The organism is Sphaerisporangium sp. B11E5, from assembly GCF_039871875.1.
GTDB lineage: Bacteria > Actinomycetota > Actinomycetes > Streptosporangiales > Streptosporangiaceae > Sphaerisporangium.
The window spans coordinates 1-22,053 of sequence record NZ_JBDPMD010000016.1 but is presented as its reverse complement, the minus strand read 5'-3'; the positions used below and the strand labels follow the sequence as shown (position 1 = coordinate 22,053).

At 62.5% G+C, this 22,053-nt stretch carries 20 protein-coding genes and 1 tRNA gene; 15 read left to right on the top strand and 6 right to left on the bottom strand.

The window, feature by feature from the left end; translation table 11 throughout:
- Window positions 1-300: 300 nt before the first annotated feature.
- Genes ABGB17_RS17115 through brxL form a run of 3 tightly spaced genes read left to right on the top strand, consistent with a single transcriptional unit; the run spans window position 301 to window position 7,837 of the window.
- On the top strand, window positions 301-3,057 hold the full coding sequence (locus tag ABGB17_RS17115; RefSeq protein ID WP_347630532.1) for a DNA methyltransferase: 2,757 nt from the start codon (window positions 301-303) through the stop codon (window positions 3,055-3,057).
- Complete coding sequence (gene pglZ, locus ABGB17_RS17110) at window positions 3,048-5,369, top strand: BREX-1 system phosphatase PglZ type B (protein ID WP_347630529.1); 2,322 nt, start codon at window positions 3,048-3,050, stop codon at window positions 5,367-5,369. The genes ABGB17_RS17115 and pglZ overlap by 10 nt, the downstream gene beginning before the upstream one ends.
- Window positions 5,370-5,371: 2 nt before the next feature.
- Window positions 5,372-7,837, top strand: coding sequence for a BREX system Lon protease-like protein BrxL (gene brxL, locus ABGB17_RS17105; protein WP_347630527.1), 2,466 nt, complete (start codon window positions 5,372-5,374; stop codon window positions 7,835-7,837).
- 1,373 nt (window positions 7,838-9,210) lie between these two features.
- On the opposite strand, the gene ABGB17_RS17100 is transcribed toward brxL, so the two are convergent.
- Together ABGB17_RS17100 and ABGB17_RS17095 are read right to left on the bottom strand one after the other, a co-directional pair.
- The gene (locus ABGB17_RS17100) at window positions 9,211-10,779 is read right to left on the bottom strand and encodes a hypothetical protein (RefSeq protein WP_347630525.1); all 1,569 of its coding nucleotides are present in this window, start codon (window positions 10,777-10,779) and stop codon (window positions 9,211-9,213) included.
- Window positions 10,780-11,119: 340 nt separating this feature from the next.
- On the bottom strand, window positions 11,120-11,884 hold the full coding sequence (locus ABGB17_RS17095) for a helix-turn-helix transcriptional regulator (protein ID WP_347630523.1): 765 nt from the start codon (window positions 11,882-11,884) through the stop codon (window positions 11,120-11,122).
- Between the two features lie 159 nt (window positions 11,885-12,043).
- Here ABGB17_RS17095 and ABGB17_RS17090 point away from each other — a divergent pair, with 159 nt between their 5' ends.
- The 3 genes from ABGB17_RS17090 to ABGB17_RS17080 are packed head-to-tail and all read left to right on the top strand — an operon-like array spanning window position 12,044 to window position 13,631.
- The gene (locus tag ABGB17_RS17090; RefSeq protein ID WP_347630521.1) at window positions 12,044-12,391 is read left to right on the top strand and encodes a hypothetical protein; all 348 of its coding nucleotides are present in this window, start codon (window positions 12,044-12,046) and stop codon (window positions 12,389-12,391) included.
- Window positions 12,388-12,921 (top strand): GntR family transcriptional regulator, encoded by a 534-nt coding sequence (locus ABGB17_RS17085; protein ID WP_347630519.1) that lies wholly within the window; start codon window positions 12,388-12,390, stop codon window positions 12,919-12,921. Before ABGB17_RS17090 ends, ABGB17_RS17085 begins: the two co-directional genes overlap by 4 nt.
- Window positions 12,922-12,968: 47 nt before the next feature.
- Complete coding sequence (locus ABGB17_RS17080; RefSeq protein WP_347630517.1) at window positions 12,969-13,631, top strand: HD domain-containing protein; 663 nt, start codon at window positions 12,969-12,971, stop codon at window positions 13,629-13,631.
- Here the strand turns inward: ABGB17_RS17080 and ABGB17_RS17075 are convergent.
- The gene (locus ABGB17_RS17075; RefSeq protein ID WP_347630515.1) at window positions 13,515-13,991 is read right to left on the bottom strand and encodes an NUDIX domain-containing protein; all 477 of its coding nucleotides are present in this window, start codon (window positions 13,989-13,991) and stop codon (window positions 13,515-13,517) included. The two genes, ABGB17_RS17080 and ABGB17_RS17075, sit on opposite strands and share 117 nt — an antisense overlap.
- A 3-nt stretch (window positions 13,992-13,994) precedes the next feature.
- Window positions 13,995-14,735 carry an XRE family transcriptional regulator gene (locus ABGB17_RS17070; protein ID WP_347630513.1) on the bottom strand — a complete coding sequence of 247 codons (741 nt, stop codon included), beginning with the start codon at window positions 14,733-14,735 and terminating at the stop codon, window positions 13,995-13,997.
- A gap of 151 nt (window positions 14,736-14,886) precedes the next feature.
- On the opposite strand from ABGB17_RS17070, the gene ABGB17_RS17065 reads away from it, so the two are divergent.
- On the top strand, window positions 14,887-15,165 hold the full coding sequence (locus ABGB17_RS17065) for a hypothetical protein (protein ID WP_347630511.1): 279 nt from the start codon (window positions 14,887-14,889) through the stop codon (window positions 15,163-15,165).
- A 207-nt stretch (window positions 15,166-15,372) separates the two neighbouring features.
- Here the strand turns inward: ABGB17_RS17065 and ABGB17_RS17060 are convergent, their stop codons facing one another.
- Window positions 15,373-15,744: a winged helix-turn-helix domain-containing protein gene (locus tag ABGB17_RS17060; protein WP_347630509.1), complete on the bottom strand. Its 372-nt coding sequence runs from the start codon at window positions 15,742-15,744 to the stop codon at window positions 15,373-15,375.
- A gap of 106 nt (window positions 15,745-15,850) precedes the next feature.
- On the opposite strand from ABGB17_RS17060, the gene ABGB17_RS17055 reads away from it, so the two are divergent.
- From ABGB17_RS17055 to ABGB17_RS17020, 8 genes are all read left to right on the top strand, one after another.
- Complete coding sequence (locus tag ABGB17_RS17055) at window positions 15,851-16,180, top strand: hypothetical protein (RefSeq protein WP_347630507.1); 330 nt, start codon at window positions 15,851-15,853, stop codon at window positions 16,178-16,180.
- Between the two features lies 1 nt (window position 16,181).
- On the top strand, window positions 16,182-17,534 hold the full coding sequence (locus ABGB17_RS17050) for an FtsK/SpoIIIE domain-containing protein (protein ID WP_347630690.1): 1,353 nt from the start codon (window positions 16,182-16,184) through the stop codon (window positions 17,532-17,534).
- 36 nt (window positions 17,535-17,570) lie between these two features.
- Window positions 17,571-18,203 (top strand): DUF2637 domain-containing protein, encoded by a 633-nt coding sequence (locus ABGB17_RS17045; protein WP_347630505.1) that lies wholly within the window; start codon window positions 17,571-17,573, stop codon window positions 18,201-18,203.
- Between the two features lie 17 nt (window positions 18,204-18,220).
- Entirely contained in the window at window positions 18,221-18,559 is a 339-nt protein-coding gene (locus tag ABGB17_RS17040; RefSeq protein ID WP_347630503.1) for a hypothetical protein, read from the top strand.
- The gene (locus ABGB17_RS17035; RefSeq protein WP_347630501.1) at window positions 18,552-18,689 is read left to right on the top strand and encodes a hypothetical protein; all 138 of its coding nucleotides are present in this window, start codon (window positions 18,552-18,554) and stop codon (window positions 18,687-18,689) included. The genes ABGB17_RS17040 and ABGB17_RS17035 overlap by 8 nt, the downstream gene beginning before the upstream one ends.
- Before the next feature lie 95 nt (window positions 18,690-18,784).
- The gene (locus ABGB17_RS17030; RefSeq protein ID WP_347630498.1) at window positions 18,785-20,164 is read left to right on the top strand and encodes a replication initiator; all 1,380 of its coding nucleotides are present in this window, start codon (window positions 18,785-18,787) and stop codon (window positions 20,162-20,164) included.
- The gene (locus tag ABGB17_RS17025) at window positions 20,161-20,352 is read left to right on the top strand and encodes a helix-turn-helix domain-containing protein (protein WP_347630495.1); all 192 of its coding nucleotides are present in this window, start codon (window positions 20,161-20,163) and stop codon (window positions 20,350-20,352) included. Before ABGB17_RS17030 ends, ABGB17_RS17025 begins: the two co-directional genes overlap by 4 nt.
- Window positions 20,349-21,713, top strand: a complete 1,365-nt coding sequence (locus ABGB17_RS17020) for a tyrosine-type recombinase/integrase (RefSeq protein ID WP_347630492.1) — start codon at window positions 20,349-20,351, stop codon at window positions 21,711-21,713. Before ABGB17_RS17025 ends, ABGB17_RS17020 begins: the two co-directional genes overlap by 4 nt.
- Before the next feature lie 207 nt (window positions 21,714-21,920).
- Here ABGB17_RS17020 and ABGB17_RS17015 read toward each other — a convergent pair.
- Window positions 21,921-21,993, bottom strand: a tRNA-Arg gene (locus tag ABGB17_RS17015).
- Window positions 21,994-22,053 lie beyond the last annotated feature (60 nt).

Here is a 22,053-nt window from a genome sequence, read left to right as displayed (position 1 = left end):
GAGCACCTCAATGAAGATCAAGCGGGCCTAAGGAACGCGCTACGAGCGAAGTGGCGTCAATTCGGGAGTGACCGTGAGCTACTCATTAGTGAATGCGCATATGAGCAATGGCATCGCTTGCTGTTCGCGCGGTTCCTCGCAGAGAACCGACTACTATTGCATCCACAATATCGGATCCCGGTAACTATTGCTGACTGTGACGATCTAGCTAGTGATCTAGGAGAGCCGGACGGATGGTCAGTAGCTGCGCGGTTCGGAGCTGACATCCTACCGGGGATTTTTCGATTGGATGATCCGTGCGTGCGGTTACGTCTAGCGCCTGAAGGTCGCCACGCCCTGGAAGAAGTCATCGATGCGTTGCCTGTAGAAACTTTTATAGCAGACGACGCACTGGGATGGGTGTATCAGTTCTGGCAGAAGGACAAAAAGGAGGAGATTAATGACTTAGAGCTCAAGATCGAGGGCTCCGATCTCGGGCCAGTCACTCAATTGTTTACCGACACCTACATGGTCCGTTTCTTGCTCGAAAACTCCCTCGGTGCATGGTGGGCGACCCGCCATCCGGATAGCCCGTTAATTCGGAGCTTCAAGTTTTTGCGCTTGCGCGAGGACGGTAAGCCAGTAGCCGGTGCTTTTGATGATTGGCCGAGTCGTGTGGCAGACGTCAGTGTGATCGATCCCTGCTGCGGCTCGGGGCACTTTTTGGTCGAGGCATTCTCCATGTTATGGACGATGCGTGCAGAGGAGGAAGGATTATCTGCGGTAGCTGCCCAGGACGCCGTATTGCGAGACAATCTATTCGGCCTCGAGCTAGATGCTCGCTGCGTTCAGATTGCGATGTTTGCTGTCGCTCTGAGGGCTTGGAAAGCTGGTGAGGGATGGAGGCAGCTTCCCGTTCCCAATATTGCTTGCTCTGGGATCCCGGTGAAAGCTCCGGTTGGCCAGTGGATGTCGCTTGCTGGCGGAGATGAGCGTCTTGAAAATGCGCTTGCCAGGATGCATATGCTGTTTCGCGACGCGGACACGCTAGGCAGCTTAATTGACCCTCGACACACAACCACAATGACGGACCCAGAAAACCGTCAACAGTCGTTCGACGATATGGATTGGGAGGATATCGCGCCCGCGTTTGTTGACGCAGTTACCCGCGAGAGCGGGCGGGATATGGCGGCGGCAGTACTAGGCGCGGATTTGAATGGACTGATGAGGGCGGTCATTCTACTAACGCGAAAATATACTCTTGTTTCGACGAATGTGCCGTTCTTGTCCCGCTCCAAGCAGGCGTCGAGATTGCGTTCATATCTCGACCAAAGGGCTCCGCTTTCAAAGGGTGATCTGGCCACGGCAATGCTCGAACGCTGGATGCGTGGTGCGCACGCGATCGCCCTGGTAAGTCCCCAAAACTGGCAAGAGAAGCCTGGATACACCGCATTCCGCGGGCTACTGCTTAAGCAAGCGACATATAGGTTGTTCGCACGCATCGGAAATAATGTTTGGCAGACACAGTCTGGTCGTCAACCATTCAAGATCCCCACCGTACTGTCTGTCCTTTCCTGCCATCCGCCCGCGAAAGATCACGATATTAGCGCTATAGATATAGGCAATGGCTCGGTGCATGAAAAGGCTGACTTGCTAACTCAAGCCATTGTTGGATCGGTGCAACAGAAGGCTCAGATCTCAAACCCTGATTCGCGGATAATGACTTCCTCTCTGGGCGCTCATCCTTTGCTACAGTCGGTGGCGTCAGCGAGACAAGGAGTCAAGACAGGCGACGATCCGCGATACCGTAGATTTTTTTGGGAAATTCCTCTGCCTCATAAAGATTGGGTTTATTTCCAATCCAGCCTCGTTGGTAACCGGTTCTATGGTGGCCGATCATCTATTCTTTTTTGGGAGCAGGGGAGAGGTTCGCTTGCAAAAAGTGCAGGCGCGAGGATTCAAGGCCAGGAGGCGTGGGGTCGACGGGGCGTCGTCGTTAGCCAAATGGGTGACCTCTTCGTAACTCTCTACACCGGCGAGATATTCGACTCGAATGCTGCTGCAGTGATCCCAAAAAGAGAATCGGACCTGCCGGCGCTATGGGCGTTTCTGTCGTCGCCTAGTTACCGGCGCGCCGTTCGTGAGATAGACAACAATGTCGCTGTGACTAATCGCACACTCGTCAAGGTCCCTTTTGATGAAATGAAGTGGCGTCGAGTTGCCGAAGAAGTCCCGCAACTGCCGGAACCCAACACCGATGACCCCACACAGTGGCTCTTCCTTGGACGCCCGGAAGCTTCGTCTGCTCCTTTGCACGTCGCTGTTGCGCGGCTCATAGGTTACCGATGGCCGGATCAAGTTACGACCGATGCTTTCGATCGGTTCGCTGATCGGGACGGCATTGTGTGTCTGCCGTCCGTGTCAGGTGAGGCGCCGGCGGCTGATCGCCTGCAACAAGTGCTGCAAGCGTCGTTTGCCGATTCTTGGTCTCCGTCCAAACTTAAGGAGCTGCTGGAGCAGTCGGGTAGCAAAAGGAAGAACTTGAACGACTGGCTTCGAGACGACTTCTTCAAGCAGCACTGTGCGCTTTTCGGTAATAGGCCGTTCGTCTGGCATATCTGGGACGGACTGCGGGACGGTTTTTCTGCGCTTGTGAATTATCACCGGCTGGATCGCAAGGCATTGGAGAAGCTTACGTATACCTATCTCGGACAAGATTGGGTAGAGCGTCAGCGGGCTGGAGTACGCGACGAGGTGCCAGGAGCCGAGGGGCGATTGGTGGCTGCGCTCGAGCTGCAACGGAAGCTAGAGATGATCCTTGAAGGTGAGAAGCCTTACGATGTTTATATCCGATGGAAGTCTCTACATGGACAGCCAGTCGGATGGGAGCCCGATCTTAATGACGGTGTACGCCTAAATATCCGGCCCTTCGTCATGACGGGCGTCCTGCGGGCGCCATTTAATATTCATTGGAAAAAGGATCGCGGCAAGAATCCCGATGGCACTGAGCGCCACAACGAGATTCATCTTAGTCATGCAGAAAAGAATGATGCGAAGAAGAGGGCTGGGTGCAATTGAGTAGGACGGTCCTTGATAACATTATTGACTGCCTGAACGTTGCGGTCGCTTATAATGCCAACGTGCATGAGAAGCCCGTTGCGTTACTGTGGCCGGATGAGAATGCACAATGGCAGCAAGTCATTGAACGGATCTCCAAGCGGGTGCCTCTGATTTCGCTGGGTGCGTATGAGCCGTCGCGCCTGCGCGGGCCGGCATATTGGATCCGCTGCGTTGTCGCAGGCACACTTGATGTCGGGGTTCCGGAGGGTCCGGTAGTCGTTTATATGCCCGGAGTGATGCGGAGTGCGCTGAGGGCGATCGAGACGTGCCCGGCGGAACTGGCGCCTATCGCTGAGCTTCAATACCGTAGTCAATGGTTTTCCCATCCAAACCATCGTGACTGGTCAGTTCGGGCTTTGCTAGCGCACAGAGAACGTGGCCTTGGCCTGCGGATCGCTGACGACGCCGAGACAACCTCCGCCCTGCTGCTCGCGCTTGATCGTCTTCTAGACGAGCCAATCGAGCGCGTTTCGAAGCATCTACTCGACGCCGACTATCTTCTCGAGCTAGTCAATGAAGACCCTGTCCGAAGCCTTCTCCGGTGGCTCGATGACCCGCACGGCTTCCGGACACGCTCCGATAACAAGCAGTGGACGGCGTTCGTTCAGCAGTGCAAGGCGGACTACGGCTTCGACCCGACCGCCGATGGAGAGGTCACGGCTGCGCGTAAGCTCGGTGGTCGCACGGGTGCGTGGGCGAATGTGTGGATGCGGTTCGCTGAGACGCCTGATCGGTATGGTGGAGTCGTTGACCAGCTCCGCAAGGCGCGCCCGCGTGAGCTATGTGTTGCAAATGCTGACTCCTGGCCACAGGACAACGAGAGGGCCGAGCGTCAATTACGGGACCAGCTGCGTGACTTCGAAGCGCTCACACCGGATAGGGCCCGCAATGAAGTGGCCAGGCTGGAGAACGAACACGGTTGGCGGCGCGGCACCGTGTGGGCGGACCTCGATCATGCACCGTTAGCGTTCGCACTTGAGCAACTAGTCGTACTAGGCGAGTTGACCACCCAGCCGCTATCGGCAGACGATCTTGATGTCCTCGTAGCTGACTATGCTGCCCGAGGCTGGCAGGCCGATGACGCCGTGGTGCGAGCGCTCGCTGCTACGGGAACGTTGGCCGATCGCGAGGCGGTGTCGGCTGCGGCAGCGGCCCTGTACCTGCGATGGCTCGACGCCGGTGCTAAGGCGTTGCAGCAGGCGATCGGGTCCATGGCGAATTCGCACAAGTACCGGCCCGGACCTCCAGCGTCGGCGACGGCTGGGATTGTTACGGTGTTTATCGACGGCCTACGCCTTGACGTCGCGCGCCGAATCCAGGAGCGGCTCACCGGAGCTGGTTTGCATGTCGAAACCATGGCAACTCTGTCAGCGCTTCCGACAGTCACCCAGACGTCCAAGCCCGCGCTGGTGCCTGTGGCGCCGGGAACGCTCACCGCGGGGCCTGACCTCCACGCATCAAACGCCACCACGCATACGAAGGCATCTATCCAGGTGCTTCGCTCCCTAATGACCGCTAACGGTGTCCAAGTCCTTGACTCTACTGAGCACGGTGATCCCTCTGGCACAGCATGGACTGAGACTGGCGAAATCGACCATCGCGGTCATGACGTCGGTATCCGGCTTGTCGATCATCTTGACGAGGAGGTCATTCGCATCGCCGCCCGTATCCGGGAGCTCCTGGATGTAGGTTGGCAGCAGGTCGAGGTGGTGACTGACCACGGCTGGGTGCTTGTCCCTGGCGGTATGGAAAAGGTCGACCTGCCGCCCGCCACAACCGAGGTGAAGAAGGGCCGATGCGCCCGCTTAAAGAGCGGCGCTGCGGTCGATGTTCCGACCGTACCTTGGTTCTGGGATGACAATGTACGGATTGCGCTGGCCCCTGGTGCTAGTTGCTTCGAAGCCAATAAGGTCTACGAGCACGGCGGTGTGAGCCCGCAGGAGTGCATCGTGCCCCGGCTCGCTGTCCGCACTGGGGTACAAGCCGCGGCGACGCGCGGGCCTGAGTTCACTAAGGTGAAGTGGCTCGGGCTGCAATGCCGGGTGGAGTTCACCGGTGTTACCGATAAGGTGGTAGTTGACCTCCGAGGACTGCCGGCCGAGCCGAAGTCGAGCATTGCCAAGCAGGCGAAGGAGACAGCCACCGACGGGAAAGTATCGCTCGTCGTTCTCGACGAGGAGCACGAAGGCGAACGCGCCCACCTCGTGCTCGTCGCCCCTGATGGTCAGATCCTCGCTCAACGTGAGGTTGTGGTCGGGAGGAACCGATAACCGTGTCTGATGAGCTCGACCGGCTTGCCGCTGAGGTATTCGAGGGTTACCTGGTCAGAAAGGACCTCGCCCAACAATTTCGTGGACAGTACCCGGTTCCGACCTATGTAGGCGAGTTCCTCCTCGGCCGCTACTGCGCGACTACAGACCCTGATGAGATCTCCGAAGGCCTGGCAGTCGTCGAGCGGTTGATGAAAGAGCGCACCGTCCGCGCCGGGGACGAGGAATTGTTTAAGTCGCGTGCGCGTGAGAAGGGCAAGGTCAAGATTATCGACCTGCTCCGAGCGCGGCTCGATGCCCGTGCTGACGCCTACAAGGCTGAGCTCCCAAGCCTGCAGCTCAGTGATATTCACATCTCGGACAAGTTGGTAAACGACCACGATCGTATGCTTACTGGTGGCTTCTATGCCGAGGTCACTCTCGAATACATCGCTGCGCTTGCACGCGAGTCCGGCGGGCAGCCGTTCCGAGTGGAGTCCGTGCGGCCAATCCAAATGTCAACTCGCGATGCGCTCGACACGTTCCTACGTGGCCGCGCACACTTCACGGCCGACCAGTGGCGCCACCTCCTGTTGCGTAGCGTTGGCTTCGAGCCAGGACGCTTTACGCACAGAGAGCAAGACATCCTCCTGGCCCGCATGGTCCCATTCGTGGTCCCAAACTACAACGCTGTGGAACTCGGCCCACGCGGCACCGGAAAGTCGCATCTTTTTCAGCAGGTGTCGCCGTACTCTCACCTAGTTTCGGGAGGAAAGGCGACAGTCGCCAATATGTTCGTGAACAACGCGACTGGTCGGCGCGGACTCGTTGCGCAATACGACGTCATTTGTTTTGACGAAGTCTCCGGCGTGTCGTTCGACACAAAGGAGGGCGTGAACATCCTCAAGGGTTACATGGAGTCTGGAGAATTCAGCCGTGGCAAGGAGAGCATCCGTGCCGATGGTGGCATAGTTATGGTGGGCAACTTCGACGTCGACGTCGATGAGGAGCTGAGCCGTGGACACCTCTTCGGGCCTATGCCTAAGGAGATGCGCAACGACACGGCGTTTCACGACCGTATCCACGCCTACCTGCCGGGATGGGACATCCCCAAGCTCGACCCGAGCTACTTCACCGACCACTTCGGCTTCGTAAGCGACTTTCTCGCCGAGTGTTGGACCCAGCTTCGCCGCGCATCACGACTCGATGCCACCCAAGGTCGCCTCCAGTGGGGCAGTCAGCTTAGTGGACGCGATCGCAAAGCGGTCAACAACACGGTTAACGGTCTACTAAAGCTCCTCTGGCCAGACCCAGAGATGGAGGTGCCGGAGGACGCACTGGCGTGGGCGGCAGAGTTGTCGCTGGAACTACGCCGGCGCGTCAAGGAACAGCAGGCACGGATCGGTGCTGCCGAGTTTGGCCAGGTCGATCTCGGCTACCGCCTGGACGATCAACTTGAACGTGTTGTTTACTGCGAGGAGTCCCTGCAGCATCGCCTGCGCACTGAGAGGGAGCTCAACACGTCGGCTGCGCAATGGGACAGCGAAGTACTGCCCGAGCCGGATCCCGCCGAGGTTAAGTCATCAGTTCGTGCTAGAGCCGCCAACTATGCTATCGGTGACGTCATCGACGGGCGCTTTGAGATCCTCGGCATTCTCGGCCAAGGCGGGTTCTCGAAGGTCTACCGAGTTCGCGACAACGTCGAGGACGAAGATCGGGCGTTCAAGCTGTTTGAGAGCGCAGCGGGCTACGAAGCAGTGCGGCGGGAGATCGGGGCACTGCGTAAGATCAACCATCCCAACGTCGTGAAAGTGTACTGGGCCGGCAAGACCAGCGCTGGAGACTGGTACCTGATCACTGAGTTCATCGACGGCGAGTCGCTCGACGAATACGCCACCGGTAAGCGCCAACTTCGGGATCGAGAGGCGGTTGATGTCGCGCTTGACATCCTGGACGCCCTGGTTGCTATTCACCCTGACTCGGTTCGCCTGAAGGAGCTCGATGAGAAGCGGCGGGGCGGTGAGTTCTCCGAGACTGAATACGCAGAATGGATGGAGCTCCAGGATAAGGGTCTCGTCCATCGCGACATTAAACCTCTAAACGTGATGCTTACTCGTACGGGGGCGAAGTTGCTCGACTTCAACATCGCCTCCCGGGTCGGGGATGAGGTTAGGACACGGTCGGGTACGCCTCCCTACCAGGCGCCCGACGTGGATCTCACCCGCTGGGATGTCTCCACTGACCTGTTCGCCGTAGGTGTGCTTCTCTATGAGCTGCTATGCGACGGCCACCACCCGTACCCGAGTTCGAAGCCCATAGTGGGCGAGTCTGTGATCGACCCCCGAGCAATCCGACCTCGCCTTCCCGAGGACCTCGTCGCGTTCCTCATCAAGTCGTGCGCCCCCTACCGCAATGAGCGGTTTGCGACAGCTCTCGAGATGAAGGAAGCGCTCTATGCCGTTCGACCGGGGACTCGTCGTAGTCACTAACGAAGCGTTCCCGTGCGGTCGTCGCTGAACTCGACGACCCGGGCTTGGCTACCTCGGAAAGCAGAATGCGGTCAGGCAGATCTGTCGGTGGCGTATGGCACATTTAACCCATGCCTCGAAAAAGTTGGGCTCACGCACCAGAGGATCCGGTGCTACTTCAGACTCCCGGCGCCATCACTCTTCCCTGTTCAAAGGTGGATCGCGATATCCATCGCAGGCACCGCGGCAAGGTCGCCGTCATGATCGAAGAGTGCGGTAAGCCATACGTCCGCTGCGAATGTCCCGTCTGCGACCATCCGGAACTGGTGGCGAAGAAGCGTGGACGCCCTCCGCACGTGCAGATCAGGTCGTACCTGACGTCCATCCCAGTCAGACAGTAGGCCCAAAGCCTTCGGTTCAACATAACAAGGGCTGGCCCTCCGTCGAGAGCCAGCGAGAGTATCAAGAACTGTGTGAGTCCGTGGAGTCGCGCGAGGCACTGAGTCGGAACCGGAGATCGGCGACACAAGCAGTTCGAATCTTCCGCTCAAGGAGTGCTAGGCAAGCTGTGCTACTTCGTGCTGCGGGACGTTGCGAGAACCCCGCCTGCAGTGGCCAGCCCGACGACATCACCGATGGCGGAGAGCCCATCCTCGAGGTTGACCACGTAGACGAGTTTGCCCAAGGAGGGCGGGATCACCCCGCATTCATGATCGCGCTATGCCCGAACTGCCATGCAGTTAAGACGCGCGGGAGGACCAGGAAGTCTTCCAGGCAAGGCTCCTGTTGATCGCCTCTAGCCTGCACCAGGAGGCACTGCAGAACGAGACCCAGTTGCCCTGATCACCTCTACGCCTTCGGCCAGCACGACGCGGCAGCGGGCCGGGGACGGAGCGTCAAGGGAGACCTCGCGTGTACGTTCGTCGATCGCCCCTCTTCGATCATTTGGTTACCCAATGCCACAGCCGAGCTTGATACTGAGGAGTTAGGCTGTGGCTAGGCGTATCTGGGTGGTCGGGGGATGGCGTCCTTCCGAATGGCATAGTCACCCGTTCCAGGCGTCGCGGTCTTGCGGTGGGGGATCGCCCCGGATGTGTCGGTGTGTGAGACGTCGCTGTTTAGTGCTGCTGTCACCTTAGCCACGTTGCCCGGTGCCGGGGCCCGACGAAGGAGGGCCTCGGCGTCGATCGCCCTAGCCGTGGACGGCGATAGGCGAAGTGAGCGATCGTCACGGCCTCAACCACTACAAAATGCAAACTTCGACAGAAGGCGGCGCGTGAAAAATCGCCGACCCCGGATCTCAATATGCGAAGAGACAGGGGGCACTGCGCAATGGGCAGGGCGTCAATACTGTCGATCGTCACCACCGCCTAGCTAGTCATCAATTTGCGAACCTACAGATCGCCGGCTATGCCGCCGCTTGCATCGTGCACTGCATCTAGCAGGCCACGAAGCATTTCTTCCTTTTTCTGTTGATATTGAGCCATGGCGGATTGGTTTTTTGAAGCTTCCTTTCTAACCAGTGAGTCAACATGCCGCAGTATTTCGATAAGGCGCTTCGCCGCGGGAGCGGGATAGATCCCAAGAGCTCCATTCGATGCCCAGCTACATTGCTCGACGTCTGGTTCCTGGAGTATTCGTTCCCTTACCTTTAGCTGGCCCGGCGTGTCAGGTTTGACTGTAAGCAGGCATCCCACATCCTTCCGGTAATGAACTGCGCGCTCGAGCGATATGCCAGTGACCCGCTCCGGCATATGTTGTTCCATTGCGGAGCGCAGATTTTGTTCGCGATTCTCAATCTCGCGCTTCTCATCCTCTTGACGCTGTCGAGCCTGACTCATAGATGCTTCGGCCATTCGTAGCGCAGAAGTCACGTAATCTACTACACGCTTCGGTTGCGACGTCGCACCACTATAAAAGACTAGTGTTCCATACTCTGTGATTCGCCAATGTTGACCAATATCTTGATTTTCGCCATGCTGAAGATGATAGACAGCATGGCTACGCCATTCATTAAAGTCTTTCTCGGCTGGAACGTCCCTGAGGGTAAGCTCGATCTTCCAGGAATTCTCCCAAGCGCCGTCGACAGCAATCGTTTCGATGCCGGCGACGACGTCCTCTTGTTGACGGACCTTGCGACGCGATACAAGCCACTGCTGTTCTCGATCAACAACGAGTGTCTGCGAAAAACCTTCCCAGCGGACTATCCACCAGAAAATGAAGTCAAGCATCCTCTCGGCTTCATCGCGCGTATAAGGCGTATCGGCTTCCCTTAGTAGTGACGTAACCCACAATGCTTCCCCTGCATCGTCCACAAAAAGAGAAAGGGCGGCATGTTCATCAATATCTGCGAGGCGTTTTTCTATGTCGTCCCACAATGGACCCAGAACCTCTCTGTCGGAGTTGGGTGTGAAACTTGCAATATGGCGTGTTAGGTGTCTGCGCTGCCTCTTCCAATGGCCAGTCGCTTCTTCGAAAGCCGTTCTAGCTAGGTGTATAGCTTCTTGGTTATCGCCTGCGTGGAGCGCTGCCTCTGCTTGTCGGAAACACCCTGAGATGCTTGTGTCAGAAATAGCATCAGCTCGCCATATGGCATAGACGTCCACGCCATACAGATGATTGACTAGGGATCTCACAAAGCGTTCGCCGAGTGCACACCAAGAGCTAAATTGGCCGGAGTTAACGCGAATGCCGTGATGCTGGGCACTATTCCTTGCGCGATGAAGGTCGAGAAGGCTGCCGACTCCTTGGAATGTCCATCCCTCGGTGCGAAACTGTTGGACGACGCGATTCAAGGTCTTTTCGAATTCTATCTCTACCTTGAGCGATCGCTCCTTAGCTGCAATACCTGCGGCACGCTCACACGCGCCATCTAGAAGCACAACCGCAAGATGCTTATCTGCATGTGAGGTCAGCTTGGATGCTTTTAGCGCACGTTCAAGTAGCAGGCGTAGGTCTAACAAGCTATCTATTATCGCTGGGGTCAAGGGCGGCGGCTGTGACATGAGTTCTCGCAACGATTAACTAGGTGCGTTGGTAGAGACTGAAGATAAGTAGGTTAACACCTGCGGTGTGTTGCTGTGTCGCTGTATGGGCGGAGGATACCGACCATCCATCGTGCTCTCGCCTGTCGAAGTCGGTCATCGTCTACGTCTAGGGATCGACATTCATAACAGCCATTCTCACCTTCGCGCCTCGGGCGGCGCGGGCCGCGACCGGCCGAAGAGCCGCAGCGCGGCCAGCGACCGCCCGAACGCGGCAGGCCGCCGCAGGCGGGCTGCCCTTGATAGATGTACAGATAAGTTACTTTCGGATCTTGGTCATGCGTTCTGGGTCGCTCGGCTGGGTGAGTGGTGCGGCGCTGGCCCAGGTGTGTTCGATGCTGGTCAGGTAGGTCGTTGCGGTGGTGGTGTCGTCTTGGGTGTGGATGTGCATGACGGGGGCTTGGGCGGCGGGGGTGGCGTAGGCGTGGAGGTTGACGAGGATGTTGTTGTCTGCGCGATAGATGGAGTTGTAGAGGGTGGTGCGGTGGAGGCGGATCTCGATGCCGTCGACGCTTTGGAGTGGTTGGTAGAGCTTGATGGCGTTGTTGATGCGGGCGGTCATGAGGTCGGGGCCGATGCCTTCGTCGGTGCCGCGGGCGGCGACGTGGGGGCTGGTGGGGTCGCCGAGCATGATGCGGACTTGTGCGCCGGCGTTTGCTCGTTGGGTGATGAGGTGGACGATGCCGGTGTTTTCGGCGAGGAAGAGGCCGCTGTAGACGAGGATGTCGATGTGGTGGGTGGCGTTGGCGAAGAGTTGGTGCCAGAGGGGTTGGGGGACGGTCCAGCGGTGGGGGTAGATGGCTTTGATGTCGGGGCCGATGGGGCGGTGTGCGTGGGTGGCTTCGGGCCATAGGTCGGTTTCGGTGGTGTTGAGGAGGTCGGCTATGGCCCAGCGGTGGCGGGGGTGGGGGGTACGGCCTTTTAGCCAGCGGTCGACGGTTTTGGGGTCTACGGCCAGGTGGGTGGCGAGGTCGATGGTGCGCATGCGGGCTTGGGCTAGGGCGTGGCGGAGGTTGTCGTTCATGCGGGTTCCCTCCTTGGCGGATGTACCGGCACGGCGAAGCTAACACAGGACGTCCCTAGACGTCCCTGGGAGTGGTGGAGAGGTTCTGCGGCTCAGAGCAGGCTCGTGGGCACCAAGCGTTACCGGTTGGGCGGTGCGCTAGAGCGGAAGGGGTGCCCGATGGGCAAGATCGATGAGCGGGAGCGGCCGGCGATGGATCGGCTGTTGCTGGGGCTGCGGGATCAGCTGGCGGGGCGGGGAGTGGAGGCGCATCACCTGTCCGATCAGGATGATCGGCCGTGTCTGGAGGTGTTCGACGGTCGGCTTCGGGTGCGGCGGGTGTATGTGCACTTGGTGTTCTTGTGGTTCATCTGGGGTGGGCGCAACGATGAGCGCACCTCGTGTCACCAGCTCGACGACGCGGCCGAGGTGATTGCGGGGGCGGCGCTGGCTGGGTGGTCGCAGGAGGACTTGGAGGGGGTTCGGGTCGCGGAGCTTCACAAGATCCTTGACTCCTACAAGTCGTGAGCGGCTTACCGGGCCAGGAGACGCAGAAGGGCGGGGCGGTGGGTAGGTGGCTGACCGGGTGGCGGGTGTATTCCCAGCTCGCTGATCGGCTGCGGGAGCGGATCACGGCGGGGGTGTATCCGGCGGGTGCCTACCTGCCGTCTGAGACGGCGCTGGGTGTGGAGTTCGGGGTGGCGCGCAACACGGTGCGTCGGGCTCTGCGGGTTCTGGTAGAGGAGGGGATCGTGGTGACGGTTCCCTCCAAAGGGCGGCTGGTGTTGCGGGAGGAGGTTCGTCATCTGGATCGGGAGTATCTGTATCAGGCGATCGCGACTGAGTTGCGGGGGCGGATCGCCTCGGGGGAGTTGCCGCCGGCGGGGAAGGTGCCCAGTGAGCGGGATCTGCGGCGGCACTATGCGGCTTCGCGGACGACGGTGCGTCAGGCACTTGGCCTGTTGGAGGGGGAAGGGCTGATCGTCGCGGTGCATGGGAAGGGGCGGTTCGTCCGCCCGGATCGAGAGGGAGGTGTTGAGACGTCTCAAGACGTCTGAGTCGGACGCCTGGCTCGGGGGTGAGGGGGCCTGCGATGGTGAGGGACATGAAGGACATCAACATCGCTTGGGCCCGTGAGCTGGCACGTAAGACGCTTCAGGACGCGTTGCCGCGTCGGTGGGAGCACTCGCTTGGGGTCGGACGGCGGGCTGAACAGCTCGCCCCGATCCTGGGCAAGGACGCGGAACTTCTGGCCATGTCGGCCTACCTGCACGACATCGGGTACGCGCCGGATCTGGTGGACGTCGGGTTTCATCCGATTGACGGGGCGCGGTATCTGCGGGACGTGCACGGCGCCGATGAGCTGCTGTGCAAGCTGGTCGCGCATCACACCTGCGCGGAGATCGAGGCCGGCGACCGGGGGCTACTGGACATCTTGGAGAGTGAGTTCCCTAAGCGGCGGACTGACCTGGTGCAGGCGCTGACGTACTGCGACATGACCACCAGCCCGGACGGCGTGCCGGTTGAGGCGGTTGACCGGCTGGCGGAGATCCGGCAGCGCTACGGGCCGGACGACTTGGTCACTGCGACCATTGCCAAGGCGACGCCGTGCATCATGTCGGCGGTGCGGGCGGTTGAGTTGCGGATGGTGTCAGCCGATGTGCGGCCGGGGTTCACCGCTGAGGTAGTGGCCGATGCGCAGCCGCATCGAACGATCCATCGGATAGCTCTCGGCCTGGTCCCGGCTTACCCAGCGCACCTCGCGTGACTCGTCGCTGGGGGTCGGCTCGCCGCTGACGGCTTTGGCGGTGAGCACGATGGAGAACTCCTGCCGGGCTTCGCCGTTGCTGGTGTAGAGGATCACATGCTTGGGGTCGCTGTAGGTGCCCACGATGCCGGTGATCTCGCAGTCGATGCCGGTTTCCTCGCGGGTCTCGCGGATGGCGGCCTGGGGGATGGACTCGCCGAGATCGATGGCTCCGCCGGGGACGGCCCAGTTGTCGTTGTCGGTGCGGCGGATGAGCAGGATGTCGCCGGCCTGGTTGGTTACCACGACGTTGACCGAAGGGACCAGGCTGTTGACCTTGGGGGCCTGGGGGTCGTCGTAGTAGTCGATGCGGCGGGCCATGGCTCAGGACTCTACCGGGGTGGCCTGATCCCAGACCTTCTCGAAGCTGGCGGCGTAAGTGGACACCATGTCACCGCCAATCACCTTCTTCAGGTGCAGGACGGGGGCGTTGGCGGCGGGCTGGCCGTAAACGTGCGGGTTGATCAGGAACTGATCATCGGCACGGTAGATGGAGTTGTACAGAATGGTGCCGTGCTGGCGGATCTCCACGCCGTCGATGTCGCGGATCGGCTGGTACAGCACCAACGCGTTGCGGGCCTTGGCGGCCATCGCCTCGCCGATGCCCTCGTCCGCGCCGCGCTGGGCCACCTGTGGTGAGGAGGGGTCGCCGAGAAGAATGCGCACCCGGACTCCGCCGGCGGCCTTGTCGCCGAGAAGCTTGACCATGCCGGCGTCTTCAGCGAGGAACATGCCGCTGTAGAGGAGCAGGCCGATGTCTTGTTTGGCTTCGGTGAAGAAGCGTCCCCAGATGTCCCGGGGGACGGCCCAGCGGTGCGGGTAGACGTGGATGATCTCGCTTTCGCCGGCCGCGGTGACCTGCTCGGGGGTGAGGGCGTCGGGCCATAGGTAGGTCTCGTCTACCTGGAGGAACGTGGCGATGACGTAGCGGTGTTTGCGGTAGGGGCGGCGGGCCTGGGTGATCCAGCGTTCGACGGTCTTGGGGTCCACGGCGGTGGCGGCGGCCAGGTCACCGATCGACACGCCGCGTTCCAGCAGCGCCGCTCGTAACCGCTCGTTGGCCATCTCGCCTGCCCGCTAGGACGTCCAAGGACGCCAAAACCCTAGTCGGGACGTCTTGCACACGTCCAGTCGTGTAGTGATCTCGTCCCTACGCTGCGTCGCATCCTCTAACTCGCACCACGAAACGCCCGTGACGAGAGAGGAGAAAACGCAGATGACCCACGAGATTCCCCCGCTGGACGAGACCCCGCCGTGCGCGTGCGGCGCCCGGATGCCCCAGGGCGCCGGGGTCTGCCGCAAGTGCACCGCCGTCCTTCGCTGGCAGCGCCGTCAGCTCAAGCGGCGCAAGAGCCGTGGCGGGAGCACGCGGCCGGCCGGTCGTCCCCGTCGTCCCGGTGACAGCGGGCCCGGCGCGGCGGCGGTCATCCTGACCGTGACGCTCGTCGGCCTGGTGGCCTCGGCTTGGCGGTACGCCGGGGTGATCTGGTCATGAGCACACTGTTCCCCCTGGCAGTGATCGCGCTCGGGGTGGCGGGGATCATCGGCTTCCTGGTCGTGCTGGCCGGGGTTCGTCAGGAGGAACGGCGGATGAGCCTGCCGGTCACGCCGCAATCGCACTCGGCGGCGTTCGCCCGGCGCGTCATCGGCGTGCACGTCCGGGACAACCGTTCCGGAAGGGACGCCGGGGACGGCGGAACGGTCAGCTTCGCGGGGAACGGCGGGGCCGGCCGGGCTGCCGTGACAGCGTCGCCTCGACCCGTTCGAGGCGTTCGGTGAGCTCTTTGATGGTAGCGCGGATGTCGGCCAGGTCCTCGGAGGTCGTGGCAGGGGTTGTGTCGGCGGTGCCGGTCTCGCGGACGTACACGCCTTTGCCCTGCTGGCCGATGACCAGGCCTTCGTTTCTCAGGATGCCGACGGCCATCTTCACCACCGACAGCGAGGCGTCGTAGTCCTCGGCAAGTCGGCGCGTCGACGGCAACGGGCCTCCTGGCGCGAGCGTGCCGCGGCGGATCTGCTCGCGCAGCTCGTCGGCTATCTGGAGGTACCCGGGGCGGCCGGTCTTCTTGACCATTCCCCAAGTTGAGCACACCAGCTCCAACCAAGCCAACCACGCTGTCATTGACATCCAGGCCAACTAGGTTAACTATGTTGGCTAAGACAGATAGGAGGTATGTGCAATGCGCAACATCCCGATCCCCGTCGACACCGGACGGCTGAGCTTCACCTGCGTCAAGGCGCCTCGGCCTCGCCTGGTCAACACCGACACCGGCGAGATCAAGAAAGACAAGGACGGCCAGATCGTTCAAGAGGTCGTCCTGCTGGTGGAGGACGAGACCGGCCGTATCGAGCTGGTCAAGGTCGGCCTGTCCGGCGACTCCCCGATCTCCCCCGGGGACGAGGTGATCCCGGTCGGCCTGGTCGGCTACGTCTGGGAGATGGGCCAGCGGTGGGGCATCTCCTACCGCGCCACGTCCTTCACCCTCACCGGGGCGAGTGCCCGTGCCTGAACTGCTGCACATGCTGTTCGGGACGCTGGCCTACCTCGCCGCGCTGCTCACCGCACTGTGGACCTGGCGGCACTGGCACCACCGGTCCTACTGGCTGCTCCTCGGCGCCGTCGTCACCGCGATCCACGTGCGGGTCACCTGGCGCAAGGTCGCCCTGGGCTGCGGGCTGACCAAGAAGCAGCACCGCTGGTGGTTCACCGTCGTCCCGCGTGCCGTCGCCTCTACCGGCATCGTCAAAGTGCGGCGCCGTTTCCAACGGGTCACCGTCGACGTCAAGCCCTGGATGTGGCTTCCTCGGCCCACACGGCACGGCTGGCGCGTCACCGTCCGGCTGTTAGAGGGACAGGTCCCCGGCGACTACGCCGATGCCGCCGAACAACTGGCGCACGCCTGGGGGGTCCACGCGGTCCGGGTCTTCTCCCCGCGTCGCGGACGGGTCGTGCTGGCCGTGACGATACGTGACCCGCTGATCCGCGTGGACAGCGTGGCGGCCTCTGGTGAGCTGTTGAAAGTCGTCGTCGGCGCGCTGGAAACCGGCCGTCCGTGGGTCATCGACTTCCGGACCGTGCCGCACTGGCTCAACGCCGGCGCCACCCAATCGGGTAAGTCCAACCTGGCGAACGTCCTGCTCGTCGGGCTGGCACCGCAACCGGTCGCCCTGGTCGGCTTCGACCTCAAAGGCGGAGTCGAGTTCGCCCCCTACAGCGAACGGCTGTCGGCGCTGGCCACCGACCGCGCCGAGTCACTGGCGCTGCTGGATGACCTGATCGCGGTGATGCTGGACCGGATGGGCCTGTGCCGTGCCGCCGGTGCCCGCAACATCTGGCAGCTCCCCGCAGGCCTTCGGCCGGTGCCGGTGGTAGTGCTCGTCGACGAGGTCGCCGAACTGTACCTGATGGCCGACAAGTCCGAGAAAGACGACGTCGCCAGAACTTCCACGGCCCTGCTACGCATCGCCCAGCTCGGCCGAGCGTTCGGCATCTACCTGTTCCTGTGCGGGCAGCGCATCGGGTCCGACCTCGGCCCCGGCGTCACCGCACTACGCGCTCAGTGCTCCGGACGCATCTGCCACCGGGTCAACGACCCCGAAACCGCGACCATGACCCTCGGCGACCTCGACCCCGCCGCGCTGGTGTCGGCCCGCGCCATCCCCGCCGAGACACCAGGCGTGGCCATCGTCGCCTCTCAGGACGGCCAGTGGTACCGCGCACGGTCCTTCCACGTGGCCGAACACATCGCCGAACACGCCGCCCGCACCCACGCGCACCTCACCCCGTCCTGGGACGACCTCACCGCTCCACAGCACCGCGTACAGGTCACCGCGCCTGACCTTCCCGCCCTGCTCGACGCCTGACCCGTAAGCCATCCGCTCATCAGAAAGGGGGACACGATGCGACGCTTCGCCGCTTGGCTGGCCGACTCCGGGCCGGTCATCATCCTGGCGGCCATCGCCGGCGCCGGATCGTTCACCCACATCCGCGACACCGCCATCGCCCACGGGCAACACGGACCAATGGCATGGGCCGTCGCCGTCTGCGTCGACCTGACCTGTGTCATGGCCGCACGCGAACGGCAACGGGACAGGAAGACAGGACGTCCCCGGACGGGCCTCGCGTCCTGGCCGACCCTCGTCCTGGCCGGTGGAATCGTCCTGTCCCTGGCGGCCAACCTGCACCAAGCCCAACCTTCGGCCTGGGGCTGGATCGTCGCGGCCACCCCTGCGGGTGCGTTCCTCGTCGCCGTCTCCATGCTCGAACGCCGCTCCACCGGCGGGCCACGTCCCGCACCGTCCTCGATCGCTTCGGCCTCCGTCCGGGACGGTCAGGACGACGAGGACGGCCAGGACGAGAACCCAGGACCGTCCCCGGAACTCCTCGACTACGCGCGGAAGATCGCCACCGAGTACCACACCCAGCACAGCAAACCGATCAGCCGCGACGCCTTACGCGCTCGGCTCGGCGTCTCCAACCAACTCGCCTCCGATCTCCTGCGCCACCTGCGTACAGCAACCCAACCCACCTGACGAAAGGAGAACCCACCATGACCCCCGACCGTGCCGCCTACATCACCGGCCTGCGGGACCCGGCCGACTTGCTCGACACCAACCCCGACATCCCCACCCCCTGCCAGGACGTCACCGCCTACTACCTCCCCACCACCGCCCCCGACCCCCAGATGCGTGCCGACATCGACAACATCGCCGCCTACCTCGGCAGCACCATCGACCCCACCGGCCTGCCCGGCGGCCACTACCGAACCTCGATCACCTTCGGCCCGGTCGAATACCGCGCCGTGGCCGTCCTGGCCAAAGGCCGCGCCCGCCACGACGCGGACAGCAGCTACACCGGCTGCATCCGCCCCGACACCCCCGATGAATGACACCGACCCCGATGACGAGGTGATCATCCGGGCTTACCGCTGCTGCACCTGCAACGGCACCGGCATCGACAGCCTCGGCGACACCTGCGCCGACTGCCTCGGCACCGGCATCGACAACCACGGGGCATAGCCCCGGGCGCCCCCGGCCTGGCCGTACATCCGCCAAGACGCCTGCCAGGTCGGGGGCCATCCCTCCACCCCAACGAGCGAAGGGAGGACACCATCTTGCCCGCACCCACCACCGATCCGCACGCGATCACGGCACTGATCGCCCGACTCAACAGCCCTGACTACGAACGCCTCGCCACCCAGCTCCACCGTACCGGCGGATGCCGCAACCCCATCAACGTCCGCGGCACCGTCATCCACGTCGACCCCGCCACCGGCCGGCGCCTGCACACCTACACCACCCACACCGAACCCGGCGGCATTCTGCGCCTGCCCTGCAAGACCCGACGCGCCAACCGCTGCCCCGCCTGCGCCACCACCTACCGCGCCGACACCTACCAACTCATCCGCGCCGGCCTCATCGGCGGAAAAGGCGTCCCCCCCTCGGTCAGCACTCACCCGACCCTGTTCCTCACCCTCACCGCCCCATCCTTCGGCCCCGTCCACACCAGACGACAGCACGGCGGCAAGACCCTGCCCTGCCACCCTCGACGCGGGGCCAAGCCCTGCCCGCACGGCGGCGTCCTGTCCTGCGCCGCTCGGCACGCCTCCGAAGAACAGGTCCTCGGTGAACCACTGTGCCCGGAATGCTATGACTACTCCGGCGCGGTCCTGTTCAACGCCGCCGCCTCTCTGCTGTGGGCACGCTTCACCGACGCATTGCGCCGCCGACTCGCCACAGCGGGCGGCCTCAGCCTGCGTGACCTGCGCAACCACCTGGTCCTGTCCTTCGCCAAAGTCGCTGAGTACCAACGCCGCGGCGTCGTCCACCTGCACGCTGTCATCCGCCTCGACGGCCCCGACGGACCCCCGTCCCCTCCACCTGTGTGGGCCACCACCCATACCTTCACAACGGCAGTACAGAGCGCGGCCTCGGCGGTCTCGGTGCGCATCTCCACCACACCGGGTGAACCGGTCCGGGTCCTGCGCTGGGGCCGGCAACTCGACATCCGCCCGATCCACACAGGCGGCGGCACCCATGAACGCAACATCGCGGCCTACATCGCCAAATATGCCACCAAAGCCGCCGAGTGTGTCGGCACCCTCGACCGGCGCATCTATCCCCTGGAAAACCTTGACGCTCTCGGCCTGCGGGACCACCCACGGCGCCTGATCGCCGAATGCTTCCGCCTCGGTAACCTGCCCCACCTGGCTGAGCTCCGCCTCACCCACTGGGCTCACATGCTCGGCTACCGCGGCCACTTCTCCACCAGAAGCCGCCGCTACTCCCTCACCATCGGTGGTCTTCGAGCGCTACGGGTCCGCCACGCACGGCAGGAGGAGATCAATACTGGTCGCCTGCCGACCTTCGGAGAGGACGAGCCGGTCGTCATCGCTCGTTGGACGTACGACGGCCGGGGCCTGCCGATCGGTGAACAGCTCCTCAATGCCGCACTCACCGGCGGATCCTCCGTTAGTCCGGACGGTGTGCGATGACGCGCCGAGACGAGTTGCTGACGTTGCCCGAGGTGCTCGAAGAACTCGGCGGTGTCTCCCGGCGGACCTTCTACCGCTGGCGTGAACTCCGTCACGCACCCAAGTGCGTCAAGCTCCCGAACGGCGAACTCCGCGTGTGGCGAAGTGACCTCGTCGTCTGGCTCGAATCCCTCCGGGAGGCTGCGTGACCACCTCCTATGACGTGAGGTTCTGGGACATCCGGCGTAACGCCTCAAGCAAGACCCCTTCGTACGTGACCCGCTGGAAGGTCGGGCCCAAGGAAAAGTCCAAGACCTTCCGCACCAAAGCCCTCGCCGAGAACTTCGTTTCCGACCTCCGGCAAGCGGCCAAGCGTGGAGAGGCATTCGACCTGGGGACGGGTCTTCCCGAGTCGATGGCTATGCCTGCCGACACGGGGCCGACCTTCTTCGAATTCGCTCAGTCCTACATGGCGTCCCGCTGGGTCCACACGGCGGCGCGGACGCGCGAGACGATGACGTACGCACTGCTGTCCCTGGTGCCCGCGCTCGTCAGGGACGTTCCGGGTAGGCCTGATGACGAGGATCTTCGCGCGGTACTGCGCGAGTACGCCTTTCTCCCTGCCAAACGACGTGGCGAACTGCGGCCAGAACACAAGGTGGCGTCTGGCTGGCTGGAAGCGGCGTCACTGCCTCTCGGTGATCTGGCCGAACCTGCCGTCATTCGGACGGCCCTCGATGCGATTGCGCTGCGCTTCGATGGCGAACCTGCAGCGGCCAACACCGTGCGGCGAAAGCGTGCGGTGCTCCATCACATGATGGAATCCGCAGTGGAGCTCAAAAGGCTGTCCGCCAACCCACTGCACGCGGTGAAGTGGAAGCCTCCAAAGGCTGTAGGCGCCGTCGACCCCCGTACGGTGATCAGCCCGGTTCAGGCGCGGGCCTTGCTTGACGCTGTGAAGCTGGTGGGCCGGACGCGTGGCGCGCGAATGATGGCCATGTTCGCCTGCATTTACTACGCGGCGCTGCGGCCGGAGGAAGCCGCGGGGCTTCGTCGGCAGAACTGCGACCTTCCGGCGGACGGGTGGGGGTTGATCACCCTTGAGAAGGCGCGTCCGCAGGCGAACAAGCGGTGGACGGACTCAGGGGAGACACACGACGAACGTGGTCTCAAGCACCGGGCCAGGGACGACACGCGGGAGATCCCAATCCCTCCGGTGCTGGTTGCCGTTCTGCGTCAACACATCGACAGCCACGACACGGCGAAAGACGGCAGGCTCTTCCGGACGAGCAAGGGCCGGCCGTTCTCCTCGTCGGCGTACTCCGCCGTCTGGCGCGAGGCCAGGAGGTTGGCGTTCACCGCGGAACAGGTCGCCTCCCCACTGGCGGCCCGTCCGTATGACCTTCGGCACGCCGCGGTTTCTCTGTGGCTGAACGCGGGTGTACCGCCGACCGAGGTCGCTCAGCGCGCTGGCCACGGCGTTGACGTACTCCTGCGCGTCTACGCGAAGTGCATCGACGGGCAGCGCGCTCAGGTCAACGGTCAGATCAGCAAGGCACTGGAGACATGATCGATATCACTCCCGCGAGGCCCCGGCAGCGCCCGGGGCCTTCTGTATTCCTGGGGCTGACCTGGCCGAACTCGCACAAGATCATCCCGTGCATATTCCGCGAACAGTGCTTCAGGGCTGCTTTCCGTGGCCTACGGCTGCATGAGGGCACATAACGTCGACAGTGAGAAGCCGCAGGTCAGGGCATGTAATGCAAGGTCAACTCGGTGCCCCCGGCAGGATTCGAACCTGCGGCACCCGCTTTAGGAGAGCGGTGCTCTATCCCCTGAGCTACGGAGGCGGGGTCTGGGGTAAGCGTACCGAAAGGTGGGGGCGTGTGTGGCGGGGTGGAGAGGTGGGG